14 protein-coding genes and 1 tRNA gene are annotated in these 16,938 nt (G+C 45.3%); 11 read left to right on the top strand and 4 right to left on the bottom strand.

Translation table 11 applies throughout. The features are described 5' to 3' along the window. Positions 1-172: 172 nt before the first annotated feature. A complete protein-coding gene (locus HQM15_08235) occupies positions 173-352 on the top strand; it encodes a hypothetical protein (GenBank protein MBF0492754.1) in 180 nt (59 codons plus the stop codon). A gap of 27 nt (positions 353-379) precedes the next feature. Next, complete coding sequence (locus HQM15_08240) at positions 380-1,909, top strand: DEAD/DEAH box helicase family protein (protein MBF0492755.1); 1,530 nt, start codon at positions 380-382, stop codon at positions 1,907-1,909. A 368-nt stretch (positions 1,910-2,277) separates the two neighbouring features. Here HQM15_08240 and HQM15_08245 read toward each other — a convergent pair whose 3' ends face one another. The 3 genes from HQM15_08245 to HQM15_08255 are packed head-to-tail and all read right to left on the bottom strand — an operon-like array spanning position 2,278 to position 4,248. Continuing rightward, positions 2,278-3,855, bottom strand: coding sequence for an NAD(P)/FAD-dependent oxidoreductase (locus HQM15_08245; protein ID MBF0492756.1), 1,578 nt, complete (start codon positions 3,853-3,855; stop codon positions 2,278-2,280). Continuing rightward, a complete protein-coding gene (locus tag HQM15_08250; GenBank protein ID MBF0492757.1) occupies positions 3,852-4,049 on the bottom strand; it encodes an N-acetyltransferase in 198 nt (65 codons plus the stop codon). Before HQM15_08250 ends, HQM15_08245 begins: the two co-directional genes overlap by 4 nt. After that, a complete protein-coding gene (locus HQM15_08255; protein MBF0492758.1) occupies positions 4,015-4,248 on the bottom strand; it encodes an N-acetyltransferase in 234 nt (77 codons plus the stop codon). The genes HQM15_08250 and HQM15_08255 overlap by 35 nt, the downstream gene beginning before the upstream one ends. 262 nt (positions 4,249-4,510) lie before the next feature. Between HQM15_08255 and HQM15_08260 the strand changes: the two genes are divergently transcribed. Beyond that, positions 4,511-5,272 (top strand): hypothetical protein, encoded by a 762-nt coding sequence (locus HQM15_08260; protein ID MBF0492759.1) that lies wholly within the window; start codon positions 4,511-4,513, stop codon positions 5,270-5,272. Further along, complete coding sequence (locus HQM15_08265; GenBank protein MBF0492760.1) at positions 5,269-6,558, top strand: hypothetical protein; 1,290 nt, start codon at positions 5,269-5,271, stop codon at positions 6,556-6,558. The genes HQM15_08260 and HQM15_08265 overlap by 4 nt, the downstream gene beginning before the upstream one ends. On the opposite strand, the gene nadA is transcribed toward HQM15_08265, so the two are convergent. Beyond that, positions 6,555-7,472, bottom strand: a complete 918-nt coding sequence (gene nadA / locus HQM15_08270) for a quinolinate synthase NadA (GenBank protein ID MBF0492761.1) — start codon at positions 7,470-7,472, stop codon at positions 6,555-6,557. The two genes, HQM15_08265 and nadA, sit on opposite strands and share 4 nt — an antisense overlap. A 51-nt stretch (positions 7,473-7,523) precedes the next feature. Between nadA and HQM15_08275 the strand changes: the two genes are divergently transcribed. The 7 genes from HQM15_08275 to HQM15_08305 all read left to right on the top strand — a co-directional run bounded on the left by HQM15_08275 (position 7,524) and on the right by HQM15_08305 (position 16,859). Continuing rightward, positions 7,524-8,447 (top strand): NAD-dependent epimerase/dehydratase family protein, encoded by a 924-nt coding sequence (locus HQM15_08275; protein ID MBF0492762.1) that lies wholly within the window; start codon positions 7,524-7,526, stop codon positions 8,445-8,447. A 71-nt stretch (positions 8,448-8,518) separates the two neighbouring features. Next, positions 8,519-10,549, top strand: a complete 2,031-nt coding sequence (locus HQM15_08280) for a hypothetical protein (GenBank protein ID MBF0492763.1) — start codon at positions 8,519-8,521, stop codon at positions 10,547-10,549. A gap of 168 nt (positions 10,550-10,717) precedes the next feature. Continuing rightward, positions 10,718-10,789, top strand: a tRNA-Gly gene (locus HQM15_08285). A 93-nt stretch (positions 10,790-10,882) separates the two neighbouring features. Then, positions 10,883-13,486: a DNA mismatch repair protein MutS gene (gene mutS / locus HQM15_08290; protein MBF0492764.1), complete on the top strand. Its 2,604-nt coding sequence runs from the start codon at positions 10,883-10,885 to the stop codon at positions 13,484-13,486. Beyond that, positions 13,455-16,187, top strand: a complete 2,733-nt coding sequence (gene glnD / locus HQM15_08295) for a [protein-PII] uridylyltransferase (GenBank protein ID MBF0492765.1) — start codon at positions 13,455-13,457, stop codon at positions 16,185-16,187. Before mutS ends, glnD begins: the two co-directional genes overlap by 32 nt. Before the next feature lie 4 nt (positions 16,188-16,191). Continuing rightward, positions 16,192-16,410 carry a hypothetical protein gene (locus HQM15_08300; GenBank protein ID MBF0492766.1) on the top strand — a complete coding sequence of 73 codons (219 nt, stop codon included), beginning with the start codon at positions 16,192-16,194 and terminating at the stop codon, positions 16,408-16,410. 104 nt (positions 16,411-16,514) lie between these two features. Beyond that, complete coding sequence (locus tag HQM15_08305) at positions 16,515-16,859, top strand: hypothetical protein (protein ID MBF0492767.1); 345 nt, start codon at positions 16,515-16,517, stop codon at positions 16,857-16,859. The last annotated feature ends 79 nt before the right edge of the window (positions 16,860-16,938 follow it).

The raw sequence follows: 16,938 nt of genomic DNA on the forward strand, positions 1-16,938 counted from the left end.
AAGATCCGTCGCTATTTTTTAGAGGAAAAAGTGGGTCCCTATCCTTGCGAACCACCGGGTCCCTATCATGCGTACAGGTGGGGCCCTATCATGCGAACTCCAGGCTCCCTGTCATGCGCGCTGACAAGTAGGTCTTGATTCTTACGACAGGCTTTTTCCCAATCAAGATACGATGCCCAAAGGAGGATTTGGAAATCTTATTGCGCTACCACTTCAGCGGGAACCCCGGAGTCGTGGCAATAGTGTGTTCATCGACGAAAATGGAAATCTGTATGAAGATCAATGGGCCATTCTTTCCAAGATAAAAAAGATCACGGAAAATCAGATTCATAATATTCTTATCTCTGTTTAGTTTCGTGCTGAAGTAGGTGAAATCCAGTTGATCGATGAAGAAGATGAAACTCCCATCAAGCCTTGGAAAAAATCAGAACGAAAATCCAAAAAAATCAATGGGCCATTCCCTGAAAAGGCCAAGATCACATTAGACAATATGATCTATGTCGAAAAAAGTGGCCTCCCCTCGGCCATGCTCAATCGAATCCTGCGCATTGCAGCTTTTCAAAATCCGGAGTTTTATAAAACTCAAGCCATGCGACTTTCCACTTACGGAAAACCAAGAATCATTTCCTGTGGCGAAGACTTTTTAAACTATGTTGCTATTCCAAGAGGCTGTTTAAGGGAGCTTGTCGATTTATTCGAAGAACACAGTATCAAATCTGAAATTATGGATGAACGCTTTTCAGGAAAATTGATTCATGTACGTTTCAAGGGGGAACTTCGTGAACTACAAAAGGAAGCTACTCGAGAACTCTCCAAACACGATATCGGAATACTTTCAGCCACAACTGCCTTTGGGAAAACGGTGGTTGCCGCAGCTATGATTGCCAAGCGGAAGACCAACACTTTGATTCTCGTGCATCGTAAGCAGTTGATGGATCAATGGAAGGAGCGTCTTTCCATGTTTTTGGAACTTGCTCCAAAATCCATGGGTGAAATTGGTGGAGGAAAATCAAAGGCAACAGGAATCATTGATATTGCGATGATGCAAAGTTTGCATCGTGAAGGTGAAGTGAAGCCCATTGTCTCAGAATATGGTCATGTCATTATCGACGAATGCCATCACATCTCAGCCTTCAGTTTTGAGCAGGTACTCAAACAAGTGAAAGCGAAGTATGTGCTCGGCCTTACCGCTACACCCGTTCGCAAAGACGGCCACCATCCGATTATTACCATGCAATGTGGGCCCATTCGTTTTAAGGTAAGTCCCAAGCAGCATCAGCAAATGACCCAATTTGAACATTTGGTCATTCCACGACACACAAAATTTAGCCTGCCAGAAATGGGTCAGCACAGTATTCAAGAAATTTATTCAGCACTGGTCCAAAATGAGCAACGCAACGACCTTATCTTTGATGACATTTTACAAGCACTCGAATCAAAACGATCTCCTCTTGTTCTTACCGAGCGAACGGAGCATTTGGAGACTTTTGAAAATCGCCTCAGAAAATTTGTAAAACATATTTTTGTTTTACGAGGCGGAATGGGTAAAAAGCAAAGAGTAGCTTTAATGGATGAAATGGCTGCCCTGCCAAATTCTGAAGAGAGAATTATTCTTTCTACAGGTCGTTACATCGGTGAAGGTTTTGACGACAGCCGTCTGGATACTTTGTTTCTTGTGAGCCCCATCTCCTGGAAAGGCACCTTGCAACAATATGTCGGGCGACTTCATCGTTCGCATGAAGGAAAAAGTATTGTCCAAGTTTATGATTATGTGGATCAGGAAGTGCCCATGCTTCGAAGAATGTTTCTCCGTCGACTCCGAGGCTATAAAGCCATTGGATACTCGTTGCATGAACTGCCAAAGGACAAGCCAGAAGAAAAAGAAATCCAATATGAAATGGAGCAATAAAGATCATCATATCACAGCTCATTTTTTCCTACGTAACATCTTTTGGGACCTTCTTTTCATCCATTCCACCAAATCGGATTCCAAGATCATGATGTTTTTCTCGAGCCGGAAGACAGGCCAGTTGGGGACCCCATTATCACGATGTTGGAAAAATTATTGAAAAAGAAAAAAACAAACTTTCTAAACCACTCATCGGGCATCTGGATAGGGTTCTTTCGATTTCTAGACATCTGCGATTGGAGCGTGAAACGAGCTTTTATGGTGATGAAGATTTGGAGCTTCCCCCCGAAGAGCTTTATACCCAAGTGGACGCAGACCGGGCAAAAGAGGATGTGAAATGGTTGAAACAATTTGTGCCTTAAAATTTTCTAGCGATATAATTCCTTAATCAAATTCTTCCTCAAAATCACAGAAGCCGTTAAAAGCCCAGCCATCAAGGCACCGGCGATTCCGTCGGTAGTAATATCTTGTCCGGTTAAAAAAAGATTTTTGATGGGAGTCTGAGGTTTCAGCCAATCTTGATCGAAGCGCTGAGGCGTGTGGGCCAGGCCGTAAATTTCTCCCTGAGCGTAATTGCAATAGTATCGTGTGGAGAGAGGAGTAGAAATTTCATAATAATCAATTTGATCTTTCACCTGAGGCACATGTTGGTAGAGTAACTCCAAAAGGGGTTTGGCTAATTTTTCTTTGAAGGCCTTGTAATCGTCTCCTCGTTCGCGTCGAGGTTTGTCTTCCCATTTTTTAAACCACTCATAAGGGCAGACGCCAATTACTTCAATTGTTGATTTTCCAGGAAAACGTTTTTCCCACGAAGGATCTTTCGCAGAAGGGAAAGAAATGTAGCAAACGGGAGGCGCCGAGTTTTCAGGGTCTTTGAGGTAAGACGCGATACTTTGATCGTGATCGGCTGAAGGATAAATCCAGTAATTGCTTTTGGGGAGCTGCAGTATTTCTTGAGGCTGTTTTAATCCGATATATAAACAGAGATGGGCTAGAGAGGGTTCTACTTCTTTAACGGCATTTTTTAATTTTTCGGAAGGCTGGGGAATGAGCTTGTTGTAGGTATTTAAAACTCCTACATCGCTAATCACCAGCGGGGCTTCAATGATTTCTCCCCCCGCCAATTTTACGCCATAGGCCTTTTGATTTCGAATCAGAATTTCTTTTACCTCGGCTCTGACGAAAATTTCTCCGCCATGTTTTTTGAGCATACTATAAATTGTGGCGGCAATTCGTCCGGATCCTCCCACGGGATAAGATCCTCCTTCGAAATAATGCTTGGCCACCAGGGCATGAATGGCAAAAGAACTTTGTGCGGGTGCTAAGCCGTAGTCGCCGTATTGGGCGCTGAGTACAGCGCGTAGTTCCTGATTTTGTGTGAGACGATTTAAAACCTGCAGGGTACTTTGTCGGGAAAGTTTTAGAAAATTTTTCTTTAGCCAGGACGAAGCAAGGGGAGCAATCAAAGAGGGGAGGGCTTTTGCCATGAAGAAATTTTTGGAAGAACGTGTCAGCTCAAACACTTTTTCAACATAGCCTTCAATGGCTATTTTTTCGTTTGGAAAATATTCGATGAGTTTATTTTTAAAATTTTGAACACCTTTCACAAAATCAAAACTTTTTTCGCCAATGAACACCTTGTCATAAACCTCGCCCATGTCCGCCCAGTCGAGCTGCCCATCCGATAAATAGTCGAAGGCCTTGCGCAGTAGATTTTTCTGCTGTTGTACTTCGCCCACATAGTGCAGGCCTACGTCCCACTCGTAACCCTTGCGTTGAAAAGTATGGGTGAACCCGCCTGCTACTTTGTGTTTTTCTAAGATTAAAACTTTTTTTCCATTTTTGGCCAAGAAACCGGCGCAGGCAAGCCCTCCAATGCCAGAGCCAATAATCAGGGCATCAGGGGCTAGACAAGGTCCTTCGGTTTTGAATAGAGGGTAGTTCATGATTTGTCTTCCTGGATAACCTTCTTTTTAATCGGTGACAACTCCCGATATTTCTCTATTGTTTCCGCTACAACAGTATTCTGCTCCTCCACCCACTGGGTAAATAATTCCAAAATTTGTGGATGCGTAAAATAATGAGCGCTGTAGGTTTCGCTGGGCTCAAAATTCGAAATGCAAATTCGGAATCGGTTCACGGCAGCCCCAGTAACGGCCATACAGTTTGTTTCCTTTTTTTAAATTGAAACTCCCTGCAATATATTCCCCCTGTTTTTTCGCCAAGACGAGTAAAAGATTTTGACGCAGTTGATGATGGCAGAGTCTGAAAAAACGAAAGAAAAATAAAAAGCCTTCCAGTAATGGGGCAGGTTGATGCTGCGGGAATCTTCGAGGCATTTTAGAAAATCGTAATCCAGAAAGGGATGATCTGCTGGGCTTAAGGCGTTCCAGTCTTCTTTTTTGAATTGGGAGATGGAGCTAAATGGCTGGATTTTCATAGGTAAAATAGTGACTAGTTTGAAAAAGAGAGGGCGTCAAAAAAAATACGCAACTTCTTCTTGGAGTTGTCGATAGTTGTTAAGGCATTGTCATTGCGATGACAAACACGAATACGTAAAAATTACCGCATTACCTGAGTGAAAAATAGTGAGAAAACATTATGCGAGAAATACAAGGATTAAGACAATCAAGTACAACGACCATTGCGGAACGAATAGAAAATGTAGTTCGAGAACATTCAGCTACGCTGGCCCAGGGCCGTTTTTTACTGAATGCTGCTCAAGAATCTTTGAAAGATTTAAAACATCAGATTTTTAACACTCTTCATCAATCTTTAGCTTCACATTTCTCTCATAGTGCTTTGCAACCTGCTTTGGCAACTGTGTTGGATACCCTACAACAAGAAGTCTTCACTCCCGAGTTTGCGATGGAACTGAGTTTGATGACTGTCTCGGGCGCAGTCGGCGGTTTGCTAGGCTCTGCGTTGACTTCTTCTTTACAAAATCGAACGCTGGCTTTTGGGTTAAGAATGGCTTTGACGCATGTAGTTTCTTCTCGTGCAAATGAAGGGATGCATGTGTTTTTGGGGCATACTGAAGAAATTAGCGGAATCTCTCTCAGAGATTTGGGCGGGGTAGCAAATCTCAGTAGTGCCGAAGGCATTAATCATGTGTTGCAACCGTTGTTGCGTCGTTTTATTTCTAATCCTCTTCTATCTTTTGCGGTGGGCCGAGTGGCGGGTGCTCTCACCATGATGGCCTCATCTGCTGTAGAAACAAAAATAGGAAACATGTTGGGTTATAGTCACGAAGATTGGCATAGTCAATTCGCTACAGGTCGTGCTTTTACACGATCCCTTACACGTTCTTTGGCTTTGGATGTGGAATTCATGGTGGCAACGCAGTCTCGGGGCGAACAGTGAGTTGGGCGGGGGAGAATGGAGTTAGGCATTGGAATCGGATTACGCAAGAAGTGAAGGCCTTTGGAAAAAGTATAGCGACTACTTTGCAAGATAGACGGGGTCTGCCTTTAATGGCTGGGTTGGGAGGTTTGATTACTATTTTGCATCCGGGGGTTGCGGAAGCAGCGACGCATACTTTGGCGGCAAATCACGGCGTATGGGGCCTTTTGGGTTTGACGGCCTTGCTGGGGAGCGTATTTGGAAATCATAGGAGTGATTGGGGAATTTCTATTCCTGAAAGGGGATGTTTGGAAATGGAAGACTGGAAAATTACGGCCGGATCACTGCAATTTGGAGAAAATAGATTTCAAATTTATTCTCAGGGTTTTATTTTGGGTATGGATTGTTGCAACACGGTAGTTCAAAAATATTCCCCGGGATTTGTTAATCGTTGGGAAAACCTTTCTTCGCTTATGATTGATGCACAATTTCGCTACATGGCTTCTCCGGGGATTTATCGTTTTCTACAAGGGGGGCGGTATTTATATGTAAAACTTGAGGAACCTGCTTCTCGAATTTTCCTGTTTTCGCGTGCAAGTTTTGAGAATCCACATCCTCATGCGAGTGAACAAGCTCCAGTCCTTCCTCGTCCTACTGTTCCTCCAGTTGCTCCGCCTCCAGCGTCTGCACCAGCGAGGCCTTCGAGAAAAGGGATTGGATTTGTGGTGAGGCCTCCGGAAAAGGGCCTTGCGAGTGTTTTTGATTTGCTGGATCCACGAAGAATATTTTTATCCTGTGCTGCTGAACAACAAAGGGTTTGGGGTCTTTTAACCCCTCAGCAAAGAGAACTGGTTTTTAGGACAGAAGATCCTTCGAGTCTTAGGGTACAAGCTTTGACTCCCGGAGAAAGAAGAAATATCCCTGTGGAGGAGCGTACACGTATAGCCGATGTTGCTGAAAGGGTGAAGCTTTGGGAAGGCCTCACTCCAGAGCAGCAGGCTATGGTTTTAGCTTGGAGAGCTTGTTGGGCAGGACTTCCTGAAAGACATTTCATTCGGGAAATACTCTCTGCGGTGAAAATTGTGTCATTTTCACACATGATCAGGGATATGGCCGGCAGTACAGGACGTGAAAGGTGTTACCAGATCTATAGTGAAGGCCCTCCGCTGCTTCTCTTGTTGGCTGGAAATCGTCGTGTTTGTCTTGAGCCGGGAGAAGGGAGCAGACGACATTTGGGAATTGCGGGGGAAGAGGTTCAAATTTTTTATGATAGGGAGCGGCCTTTGAGAGTCACTGTCCGGCTCTAACTCCACTCCAGCATCCGCTTCAAAGGTAAGTAAGCCCGCTGTCTCAACTCTTCTTTCATCAAAATCTCCGGTGTTTCATTATTCATGCAGGCCAATAATTTTTCCAAAGTGTTGAGTCGCATGTAGGGACATTCGTTGCAGGCACAGCCGGAATCATTCGGGCCTTCCAGAAATATTTTATCCGGAGAAGCTTTCTGCATCTGGTGAATAATTCCCGATTCCGTCAGTACGATGAATTTTTTGGATGAACTCTTCTGGGTGTAATCGAGCAGGGCCTTGGTAGACCCAATATAGTTCGCCTGATCCAAAATCACCTTTTCACATTCAGGATGGGCAATCACCTCGGCATCGGGGTTTTGCAATTTTAACTGCAGCAATTTTTTTTCATTAAAAGTTTCATGTACGATGCAGACGCCTTGCCAGAGCTTCATCTCACGTCCGGTTTTTTGGATGAGATAGCGGCCCAGGTGACGGTCGGGTCCAAAGAGGATTTCGCGATCTGCGGGGATGGATTGAATCATCTTGAGCGCGTTGCTGGAGGTGCAGATCAAATCGGAGAGGGCCTTAATTTCCGGAGAGGAATTGATATACATCACCACATAGGGATTGTTCAGTTTCTTTTTGAAGTAGGCAAATGCGGCGGGTTGGCAGCTATCCGCTAAAGAGCAGCCGGCCTCCAAATCGGGGAGCAATACTTTTTTGCCGGGATTCAGAATCTTCGCCGTTTCGGCCATGAACTTTACGCCACAAAAAACAATGGTGTCGGCCTTCGTTTTTTCGCAATATTGGGCCAAGGCCAAAGAATCGCCCACACAGTCCGCCAAGTCTTGGATAGCCGCCTCCTGGTAATAATGGGCGACGATCACGGCGTTTAGTCTTTTTTTCTCTTTCAGGATTTCGTCGTTGATATTCATGATTTATTTCAGATAGTAGCTGGACTGGCTTTTGTAAAGGGGACAAAATCAATGCGCATATTCATCACCGGCGCTGCCGGATTTATTGCTTCTCATATTCAAGATGCTTTTCTGGATTTAGGTCATGAAGTGGCGGTGCTCGATAATTTGATTAGTGGCAAGCGTGAAAATATAAATCCCAAATCCAAATTTTACGAGCTGGATATCGTGAATCCCGAAGTGGAAGCCGTCTTTCAGGAGTTCAAACCCGAAGTACTCTGCCATCATGCGGCTCAGATGGAGGTGCGTCGTTCAGTAGCCGAGCCTGCCTACGATGCCAAAATCAATATCCTGGGGACCCTAAATTTACTCGAAGCCGGCCGAAAAGTTGGGCTTAAAAAGGTAATTTTTGCCTCCAGCGGGGGGGCTATTTATGGAGAGCAAGATTTTTTCCCCGCCACCGAAAAACATCCCCTGCGACCTGCCTCTCCTTATGGTTTAAGCAAGATGGTGGGGGAGGAATATCTCAGGCTTTATGAGCGGCTCTACCAGATCAAGTCTGTCTCCCTGCGTTATGGCAATGTCTATGGTCCTCGGCAGAACCCCCATGGGGAGGCTGGGGTGGTGGCTATTTTTTTAGAAAAAATGCTCAAAGGAGAAAATCCTGTCATTAATGGGGACGGCCTGCAGACACGGGATTATGTCTATGTGGCCGATGTGGTCAAAGCCAACGTCTTGGCCTTGAAGAATGAGGTAAATGGGGTTTTTAATATTGGAACTAATTGTGAAACCAGTGTGATTCAACTCTTTGAAATATTAAGTTCTTTTTCTCAGGTCAAAAGGGCAGAACATGCCCCAGCCAAGTTGGGCGAACAAAGACGAAGCCTGCTTTCTTTTGAGCAGGCCAAGAGCGAGATTTCATGGCTTCCCCAAGTTTCTATTTCCGAGGGTCTAAGGCTTACTTTTGAATGGTTCAAAAATTGTAAAAAAAGTTAGCAACTTTTCCGAGAGGATGACGATACCCGCTTGCATGACTTTTTAGACCAATCTTTCAGAGGGGGTTTTATATGGGAATTATTATCGATGATATTCGCTTTACCCGTGAAGTACCACAGCCTACCGAAAGTGAGACCCCCTCACCACCGCGTCGTCATCACGGAAGGTCGCCTGCAGCAAGCGAATCCTCCACTCAGGGGTCTTATGTGGCCGATGTCATTTTTCGTGAAGAAGGGAATCCAAGACAACATCATTTGATGTTAAGGAGGACGGCTCAATCTGATCCTGAGGATACCAATATTTTTCCAAGCACTGCAGCTTTTCGGTTTTTTCGTGATTTTAGAGCGACTCGTTTTGTTCCTATGCACTTTAATGAGCCAAATCGGCCTGAAATACAGGCTATCAATCATGCATCGCTAGATCTTAGCTCCCCTGACTTTCAACATAGAATTTTTATACAACAACTCCTTTCGGATCCCAGTCTTGGTGTGCCCTTCGACTTGGTGTTGGGGGGGGAGCGCATGCAAACAATGCTTTCTCAACACGAGGCGCTTTATAGATCTTTGCGTCTCTATGTGGGATTAAATGAAGCAAATGTGCAGGATGATATTTCTTTAGAGAGAGTGAGAACCTTGTTTTCAGGCTTAGGAAGTCTTTCCTATGCAGAGCAAGACATGTTGCAGGTGGGTTTTAGTGCACTGCTGACGGGAAATAGGCCTTACATTAACGATGTCGATACCTTCACTGCAGTCGCAGGACAACCCGGAGCCCTAAGCCGAACTTATCGCATTTTAGATGCCTTAAGCCTTTTGCACGATACTCAAAGGGCTTTTGAACCCAGCATAGAAGATGGGCATCAGGCTCCTCGTTTGGCGACTGTGCCAGATCTCGTTAAGGCCGGAGTACACCAGGTTGCAGCTCAATTGGTGAGTTATTTGTACTTGGGAACCCCTCCTTTAAATTCTTTTGGAGAGAACTTAATTAGTTTGGCCACAGAGCTTTATCGTTTATCCCCTGCAAACAATCGATACAATTTATTAGAGGTGATACAGGCAGACCTTATGGCGATGACGAGGGCAGAGGGAAGAGGCGACTTCTTTAGAAACTCTGCAAATCAGCGTCGTTTGACTGATTTGAGAAATCTTATTGGAAGACCCGAAAATGCAGAGCGTCTGCGCTTGGCGCTTTTGCCTCCGGAGCAGGCCTTTGCACAGTCGCTGGCCGCTCGTCTGGTGAGAGACAATATTCTGACTCCAAGGACTCCGCATCCAGCAAGCGAAAACATTTCTGTCCCTTCCGGTTTTAATCAAACCTGGTTGAATCAGCACCTGCCTGAACTTGTGCTAGCTTGTTTGAATATTAATGCGAGTGGCCCGGTTCATCCTCTGGCCTCTGTAGAGGTTGTCCCTTCCACAAATGCTGCTCCGGCAGCACTTAGAATAAATGTAGGGAACTTGAGAGAGAATTTGAACCGTCTCATTCAATCGCATCCCAATGAAAGATCCTTATACCAAGCAGCGGCCTTGGCCGTGGCCAGACATTTGTTTGGAAATGGTCAGCCCCGAGACACATTAACTGCTTTTTATCGTAATGGAGATCAAACTTTTCACTTAACTTATGACGACCGTGCTCAGTTGAATGGCTATTACAATAGTCTCATTGCCAATCTGGCCAGGGATGAAGGGGCGAGTAATGCAGTGCGTGACTGGACTCCCCCTATTGCTGCGGCTGGGGCCGTTCTGGGAGGTGTAATTGGAGCAACAGCCTGTATTTATATTGCATCTCACGACGTCGGTTGTGTTCCTGGTGAACCTAGTGTGGGTGGGGCTTTATCCGTGGGCTTTCTAGCCGCGGGAACTAGCCTTTTCCTGGGTCGAGTAATCTCTCCCCCTTCTACTCGAAGAAATGTGTTAATCACTGATTTGCTCTATGCAGGAACTGGTGCTGTAGTGGGGGTTGTAGCTGGAGGAGGAATTCCTTGGCTGCTTCCCACGCCAACACCTCCTGCAGGAACGCCTGTAACCCCTCCCCCTGTCATGCCTCCCCGACCCGCGACCGGTACGGTGATTCCTTCAGGCAATCCTACTCCTGGATCTCCTTAAAACCCAAAAGGATAAACAAAATTTTTTGGCTGCATCAAATCACTTGCAAAGTTTTTATAGCTTTGATTTAGAGTGTCCTTCCTTTTGTTGCGGGAGTCCTACAATACGAAAAGCAGGACCTCCGCCTGTAATCGCAGAGCTTGCGATTGAGCAGGCTCTACTCAACATGCGGGAGTAACTCAGTGGTAGAGTGCAACCTTGCCAAGGTTGACGTCGCGGGTTCGAGCCCCGTCTCCCGCTTTTTTTGTATGTGCGCTCAGCATGAGTGTACATAGAGCAAGAGCTTACTAAGATTCTTCTTCTCTTTTTTCTTCGGCTGCATAGAGTCCCTCCATGCAAGAAATTGAAGCCAAACCCAGTGTGAATCTCACCCCCATGCTACGCCAGTATTTGGAGCTGAAGCAGCAACACCAGGATGCCATTCTGTTTTTTCGCATGGGTGATTTCTACGAAATGTTTTTTGAAGATGCCCACAAGGCCTCGGCTATCTTGGAAATTGCGCTCACCAGTCGCAACAAGGGCGATGAAAATGCGGTGCCCATGTGTGGTGTTCCTTATCATGCGGCTTCTTCTTATATTGCTCGATTGGTTCAAGCAGGACTCAAGGTGGCCATTTGTGAGCAGATGGAAGATCCCTCGAGCGCCAAAGGAATTGTACGCCGAGAAGTGGTGCGTGTGATTAGCCCTGGGCTTGTCTTGGAGGCCGAGTCGCTGGATGCGCGTGGTAATAATTATTTGGCCTCTCTCAGTTTTCATCAAGATCAGATTGGTTTTTCTTTTGTGGATATTTCTACCGGTGAAATGGGCGTGGCTTATTTTCAAACTCTGGAGGCCTTGCAGTCTGAGCTTCCCCTTCGTGCACCCAAAGAAATCATTGTGGCCCTTCAAGACCTGGAACATCCTTTTCTGAAAAATCTGAAAAATATTCTTCCTCACTGTGTGCTGCAAACTTATGCGGCAGAACTCGATTCGAGTAAAATTATCAATCAATTTTCTGACGAGTTTCAAAAATGTTGGAAGGCCTTGGGCCTTGAACAGGTGTCTCCTCTGGCTCAGCGGGCAGCGTTGCGCTTGCTGGCTTATATTCAGGAGGCCCTCAAAAGCAGTGTGAATCATCTGCATGAAATCCATTGGGTGAAAGAACAAGGGCATCTGGTGCTGGATGCCACCACGGTTCGTAGTCTGGAACTCGTGCGCAATTTGCAAGAAGGTGGTACCTGGGGCACTCTCTTTCAGGTGCTGGACAACACCAAAACCTCAATGGGAGCACGGAAATTGAAGAGTTGGATTTTATATCCGCTCAATTCCATTGCGGCAATTCTTCAGCGTCAGCAAGCGATTGCGGAACTTTTAGAAAACTCCTTTTTATCGGAGCCGCTGTCGGGCCTGCTGGCTCAAGTGATCGACTTGGAACGTCAAAATAGCCGCATGGCCACTGGCATTGCTAATGCGAGGGATGTCTATGCCGTTGGAAAAAGTCTGGAGCTGCTTCCTCAAATTCAAGAAAATATTTCACATTTTCACTCTGCCTTTTTTCAAGGCCTGCTTGCCGATTGGGAAAATTTGAAGGATTTGAGTTCGAATATCCTCAATCTATTGAGAGAAGATGCCCCTCTTACCTTGCGTGAAGGGGGCTTGATTCGCGACGGGGTACATGCAGAGTTGGATGAACTGCGCGCCATTGAAAGAGATGGAAAAGGGCATCTGGCGAAAATGGAAGAAGAGGAAAAGCAGAGGTCGGGAATAAGTTCTCTCAAAATTCGTTACAACCGGGTGTTCGGCTATTACATCGAAATTTCCAACACCAAGCGCGATCAAGTGCCTGCACGTTATATCCGCAAACAAACCCTGGTGAATGCTGAGCGTTACATCACTCCCGAACTCAAATCTTATGAAGAAAAAGTATTAGGCGCCGAAGGACGTATTCGTGTGCTGGAATATGAATTGTTTAGCCAACTGAGGACTCAGCTTGCAACTCAAGCTTCTAAAGTCTCTAAAATGGCCCGTAAAATTGCCGAGATGGATGCCCTGCTTTCGCTTTCAGCTGTGGCGAAAGAAAATAATTATTGCTGTCCTGATTTTGTAAGTTCCGAAGAATTAAACATTATCGAAGGTCGTCATCCGGTATTAGAAAAGTTGTTTCCCAGCAATCGTTTTGTGCCCAACGATGTATTATTAAATGGAGATACTTGCCGTCTGATGCTCATCACCGGCCCCAACATGGCCGGCAAATCGACGATTCTTCGTCAAACCGCAGTCATTGCCATGCTGGCTCACATGGGGTCTTACGTGCCCGCAAGATCTTGCCGGCTCAGTTTACTCGACAGAATTTTTACGCGCATTGGGGCTTCGGATAATCTTTCGAAAAATCAATCCACTTTCTGGGTGGAGATGGAAGAGACCGCGCATATTTTGGCTACTGCAACTTCTAAAAGTTTAATCATTTTGGATGAGATTGGCCGGGGCACTTCTACCTACGATGGTTTGTCGGTGGCCTGGTCTGTGGCAGAATATCTGCACGATGTGGTGAAGGCCAAGGCCTTGTTTGCCACCCATTATCATGAGCTCATCCAGCTTGCGGATGAAAAAAAAGCCCTTCAAAATTTTCACATTGCGGTGAAGGAATGGAAGGGCGAAATTCTGTTTTTGTATCAGTTAGTACCCGGGGGCACTTCACAAAGCTATGGGGTCAAAGTCGCGTCGCTGGCAGGGATTCCCAAAAAAGTAATTGGTCGAGCCGAGGAAATTTTAAAGCAGCTCAGTGAAAAAAATCCTCCTCAACCCACTCCTGCCAGCGAAAGTCTCCAGATGCCTCTCTTTACGCGAGAAGAAAATCCGCTTATCAAGGAGATAGAAAATTTACAAATCGATCATTTAACTCCCTTGGAGGCTTTGCAGATACTCTATGCTTTTCAAAAGAAAATTCGCGGCCTTTAAAAAAGAGGCCATCCATCTTTTACACGAAGTCTCGGAAGACCTGTCTGTCTATCGTATTCCCTTTAAGATTGGGGAAAGTGCGGTAGAATCGGCGCGTGAATATCGCGAACACTGCCAGGAAACCTTGAGGAAGATGGAGCTGGAAGCTTATTCCAGTGATTTTTTGGTTCGCTTGGCCTCGCTTTACATGGATGATTTGATTTTAACCTTGTTTGAACGCGCGGATTGGCTTTTTCAGGAAACTCATCCCAAACATCCCCGAAAGTGCGCCCTCTTTGCCTTGGGGGGCTATGGCCGCTCCGAAATGAATTTGCATTCGGATGTGGATTTGCTTTTTGTTTATCCGGATGCTCCGGATGAATATGTCAATTATCTCACCGATGCGATTCTGTATGTGCTTTGGGATATAAAACTCGAAGTGGGTTCTGCCACCCGCAGCCTCAAAGATTGCCAGAAAATCATGCGTGGGGATGTCGTTACTTTCACCAGTTATTTGGATCAGCGTTATTTGGCTGGAAACCAGGAAACGGCTCAAAAATTAATTCTGCTGCTGGGTGAAGAACTTGCTTCCAAAAATAATACCCGGATTTTTGCAGAAGCTAAACGTAAGGAAATGCTGGAACGGCATCAAAAATATGGGGCCTCAGTTTATATCCTAGAACCTAATTTGAAGGAAGGGGAAGGGGGCTTGCGTGATTATCAAACCCTGCTTTGGATTGGGCTAGCGCTTTCGAGCTTCAGACATCTGGAAGATTTTGTCATGGCGGGGATCTTGACAGAAGGTTCTTTTAACGAACTGATCAGCGCCAGAAATTTTTTATGGAGGCTTCGCAATGCCATCCATTTCAGGGTTCAGAAAAAAAGTGACCAGCTTACTTTTCCTTTGCAGGAGCAAATTGCCAGGGAATTTGGTTTTGAAGAGAGTGGGGGAGTGCTGGCCGTCGAAAAATTCATGCAGTGCTATTATCATCATGCGGCCAACATCAAGCGCATCACCAGTTTGGCCATCTCTCTGCTTATTCAAGCTCCCGAAAAAAGATTGAAGATTATCCAGAAGAAAAGCACAGAACATTTTGATGAATATTTTGGTCGCCTCGAAGGAAGAATTGTCCCGCTCAAACAGGATGTGTTTGAAAAAAATCCGCTCAATCTGCTGAATGTTTTTTTGATTGCACAGAGAGAAAATCTGGCCCTCGATGAAGAATGTCTCCGCCTGCTGACCCTCAATGTGACTTTGGTAGATGAAGAATATCTTAAAAAAGCGGAAGTGCAGGAAAGGATACGGGAACTTTTTGGGCACATTCGAGGCTTGGGTCGTATTCTTACCCTCATGCACGATGTCCGCTTGCTCGACCGACTGATCCCCGAATTTGGCGAGGTGCTCTATCGTGTGCAGCACGATGTGTATCATATCTATACCGTGGATACCCATTCCATTGTTGCGGTTTACGAACTGACGAAATTGCTGGAAGGGGCCTATGATGAAGAGTTTCCCCTCTTTAAAGACGTGCTGCTGCAAACCCCTCGTCCTGACTTGCTGGCCTTGGGGACTTTTTTTCACGATGTGGGAAAAGGTCGCGGAAAAAATCATTCGATAGTGGGCGCGGAGATGGCGCATCGAGCGGCACAGCGCATGGGCTACGACGACAAGGAATGTGAAACGGTTGAGTTTCTGGTGAAGAGTCATTTGCTGATGCCCCATCTTTCCCAACGCCGCGATCTGGGCGACAGCAATCTCATTATTCAGTTCGCCAGGTCGATGCAGCACATGGACAACCTCAATATGCTATTTCTGCTTACCTGGGCGGACATCCGCGCAGTGGGGCCCGAGGTGTGGACTCCCTGGAAGGGGAGTTTGCTGACGCAACTCTACCAGCGAACGAAACAGGTTTTGGAATCGGGGAATTTTACCAAAGAGCGGGCTGAAAAAATGATGTTGGAGGTGCGAGACGAAGTGGTGGCTGCTTTGGGAAATCACGTAGACAGCAGCGTTAAACGTGATTTTCTGGATCAGATGCCCATTAAATACTTCTTGGCTCACAGCCCTGCTGAAATTGCCAGCCATTTGAAGCAGATTGAAGAAGTGGGCCTAGGTCATATTTTGATTCAGATCACTGAACTCAAAGATGAAAATATGAATGAGCTTTTACTGCATGCTTCTTCCACCCCAGGTTTACTCGCCAAAACCACGGGAGTGCTGGCGGTAAACAATTTGAATATTCTGGAAGCCAAACAATATATATCCAAAAACGGCTGGGCCTTAATTAGCCTGCGTTTCACGGATATTCAGGGGCAAATGCTCAGCGAACATCGGCGTTGGGATCTGCTGAAAAAAGATTTACTCGATATCTTTGAGGGTCGATTGCGGATTTCGGATCTTATTGAACAACGCAAAAGACCTTCATGGCTCACCAAAAAAGTAGCTCGCAATCTGCCCACTCGCATTGAGATCGATAACGATGTGTCCGCCTACTATACCATCATCGAAATCTACGCCAACGACCGGGTGGGGATCTTGTATCAAATACTAACGGCCCTCTCCAGTCTAGGCTTGTACGTGGATGTTTCAAAAATTTCCACCAAGGTTGATCAAGTGGCCGACGTGTTTTATGTGAAAGATATTTTTGGTCAGAAAATTATGGAATCTGAAAAATTAAAAAGAATTAAAATGGAATTGTTAAAAGTGATAGAAGGGGATTAATTTAATGAAATGGTTTGAACTCCTCATTTTTATCCTAAGCATCCTGGGTCTTTTCTTCTGGGTCCTTCGCTTGCGCCTGCGCGAGCAGTTTTTTTTAAACAAGAAAACCAAAGAAGCTATTTCGCCCGAACTCCGAAAAAGTTTGGAAGAGGAATCTGCCGAGAGTAAACGTAAAAAAGAGAAATTTGAAAATATTATGAAAAATTTTGGTATTGAGGAATAATCGGTTTTGACGCAGTACGTAATAAAAACCTGAGAAATGAAAGCTTTTACAGCTTTTTGATTGCCAAGATTTTTTGACTTGGCTATATCCTTCAAACTTTTTCTATGTCCCCAAAAATAAAAATCTGCAAAGAAAACAAGTGTTCAAATGCCCAGACGACAGAGGGTTTTTGCCGTTTTCACTACCTCAAAAATTGGTCCAAGATTCAGGCTGAAAAAAAGAAAAAATCGGCGAAGGCCCTAGAACGCTATGTAGACAGTATCTTAAAGCGAAATCCCGACGCAAAGACGGTACAAAAACGTTCAGTAGATGCCGATCCCCTCGATTTCGAAGGGACGACCACGCCCTTCTTTTCCCGGGATGATTTTGATGATGTGATGGAAGATTTGGGATATAAAGAAGATCTTGATCGATTGTTAGATAACATCAAAGTTGACAAAGATTTTTAATTATTCGTTGAGACCCTTCTCAACATCGAAACAATAAATTTGTAAAATTTCTGACATCCCCCCTGGGTAAAAGTTGTCT

The sequence above is a fragment of the Deltaproteobacteria bacterium genome (assembly GCA_015233135.1).
Taxonomy (GTDB): domain Bacteria; phylum UBA10199; class UBA10199; order JADFYH01; family JADFYH01; genus JADFYH01.

Coding starts and splice junctions, on each gene's coding strand:
- HQM15_08235 (MBF0492754.1), top strand. CDS start 173: ATGCCCAAAGGAGGATTTGGAAATCTTATTGCGCTACCACTTCAGCGG.
- HQM15_08245 (MBF0492756.1), bottom strand. CDS start 3,855: ATGAACTACCCTCTATTCAAAACCGAAGGACCTTGTCTAGCCCCTGAT.
- HQM15_08255 (MBF0492758.1), bottom strand. CDS start 4,248: ATGCCTCGAAGATTCCCGCAGCATCAACCTGCCCCATTACTGGAAGGC.
- HQM15_08260 (MBF0492759.1), top strand. CDS start 4,511: ATGCGAGAAATACAAGGATTAAGACAATCAAGTACAACGACCATTGCG.
- nadA (MBF0492761.1), bottom strand. CDS start 7,472: ATGAATATCAACGACGAAATCCTGAAAGAGAAAAAAAGACTAAACGCC.
- HQM15_08275 (MBF0492762.1), top strand. CDS start 7,524: ATGCGCATATTCATCACCGGCGCTGCCGGATTTATTGCTTCTCATATT.
- HQM15_08280 (MBF0492763.1), top strand. CDS start 8,519: ATGGGAATTATTATCGATGATATTCGCTTTACCCGTGAAGTACCACAG.
- mutS (MBF0492764.1), top strand. CDS start 10,883: ATGCAAGAAATTGAAGCCAAACCCAGTGTGAATCTCACCCCCATGCTA.
- glnD (MBF0492765.1), top strand. CDS start 13,455: ATGCTTTTCAAAAGAAAATTCGCGGCCTTTAAAAAAGAGGCCATCCAT.
- HQM15_08300 (MBF0492766.1), top strand. CDS start 16,192: ATGAAATGGTTTGAACTCCTCATTTTTATCCTAAGCATCCTGGGTCTT.
- HQM15_08305 (MBF0492767.1), top strand. CDS start 16,515: ATGTCCCCAAAAATAAAAATCTGCAAAGAAAACAAGTGTTCAAATGCC.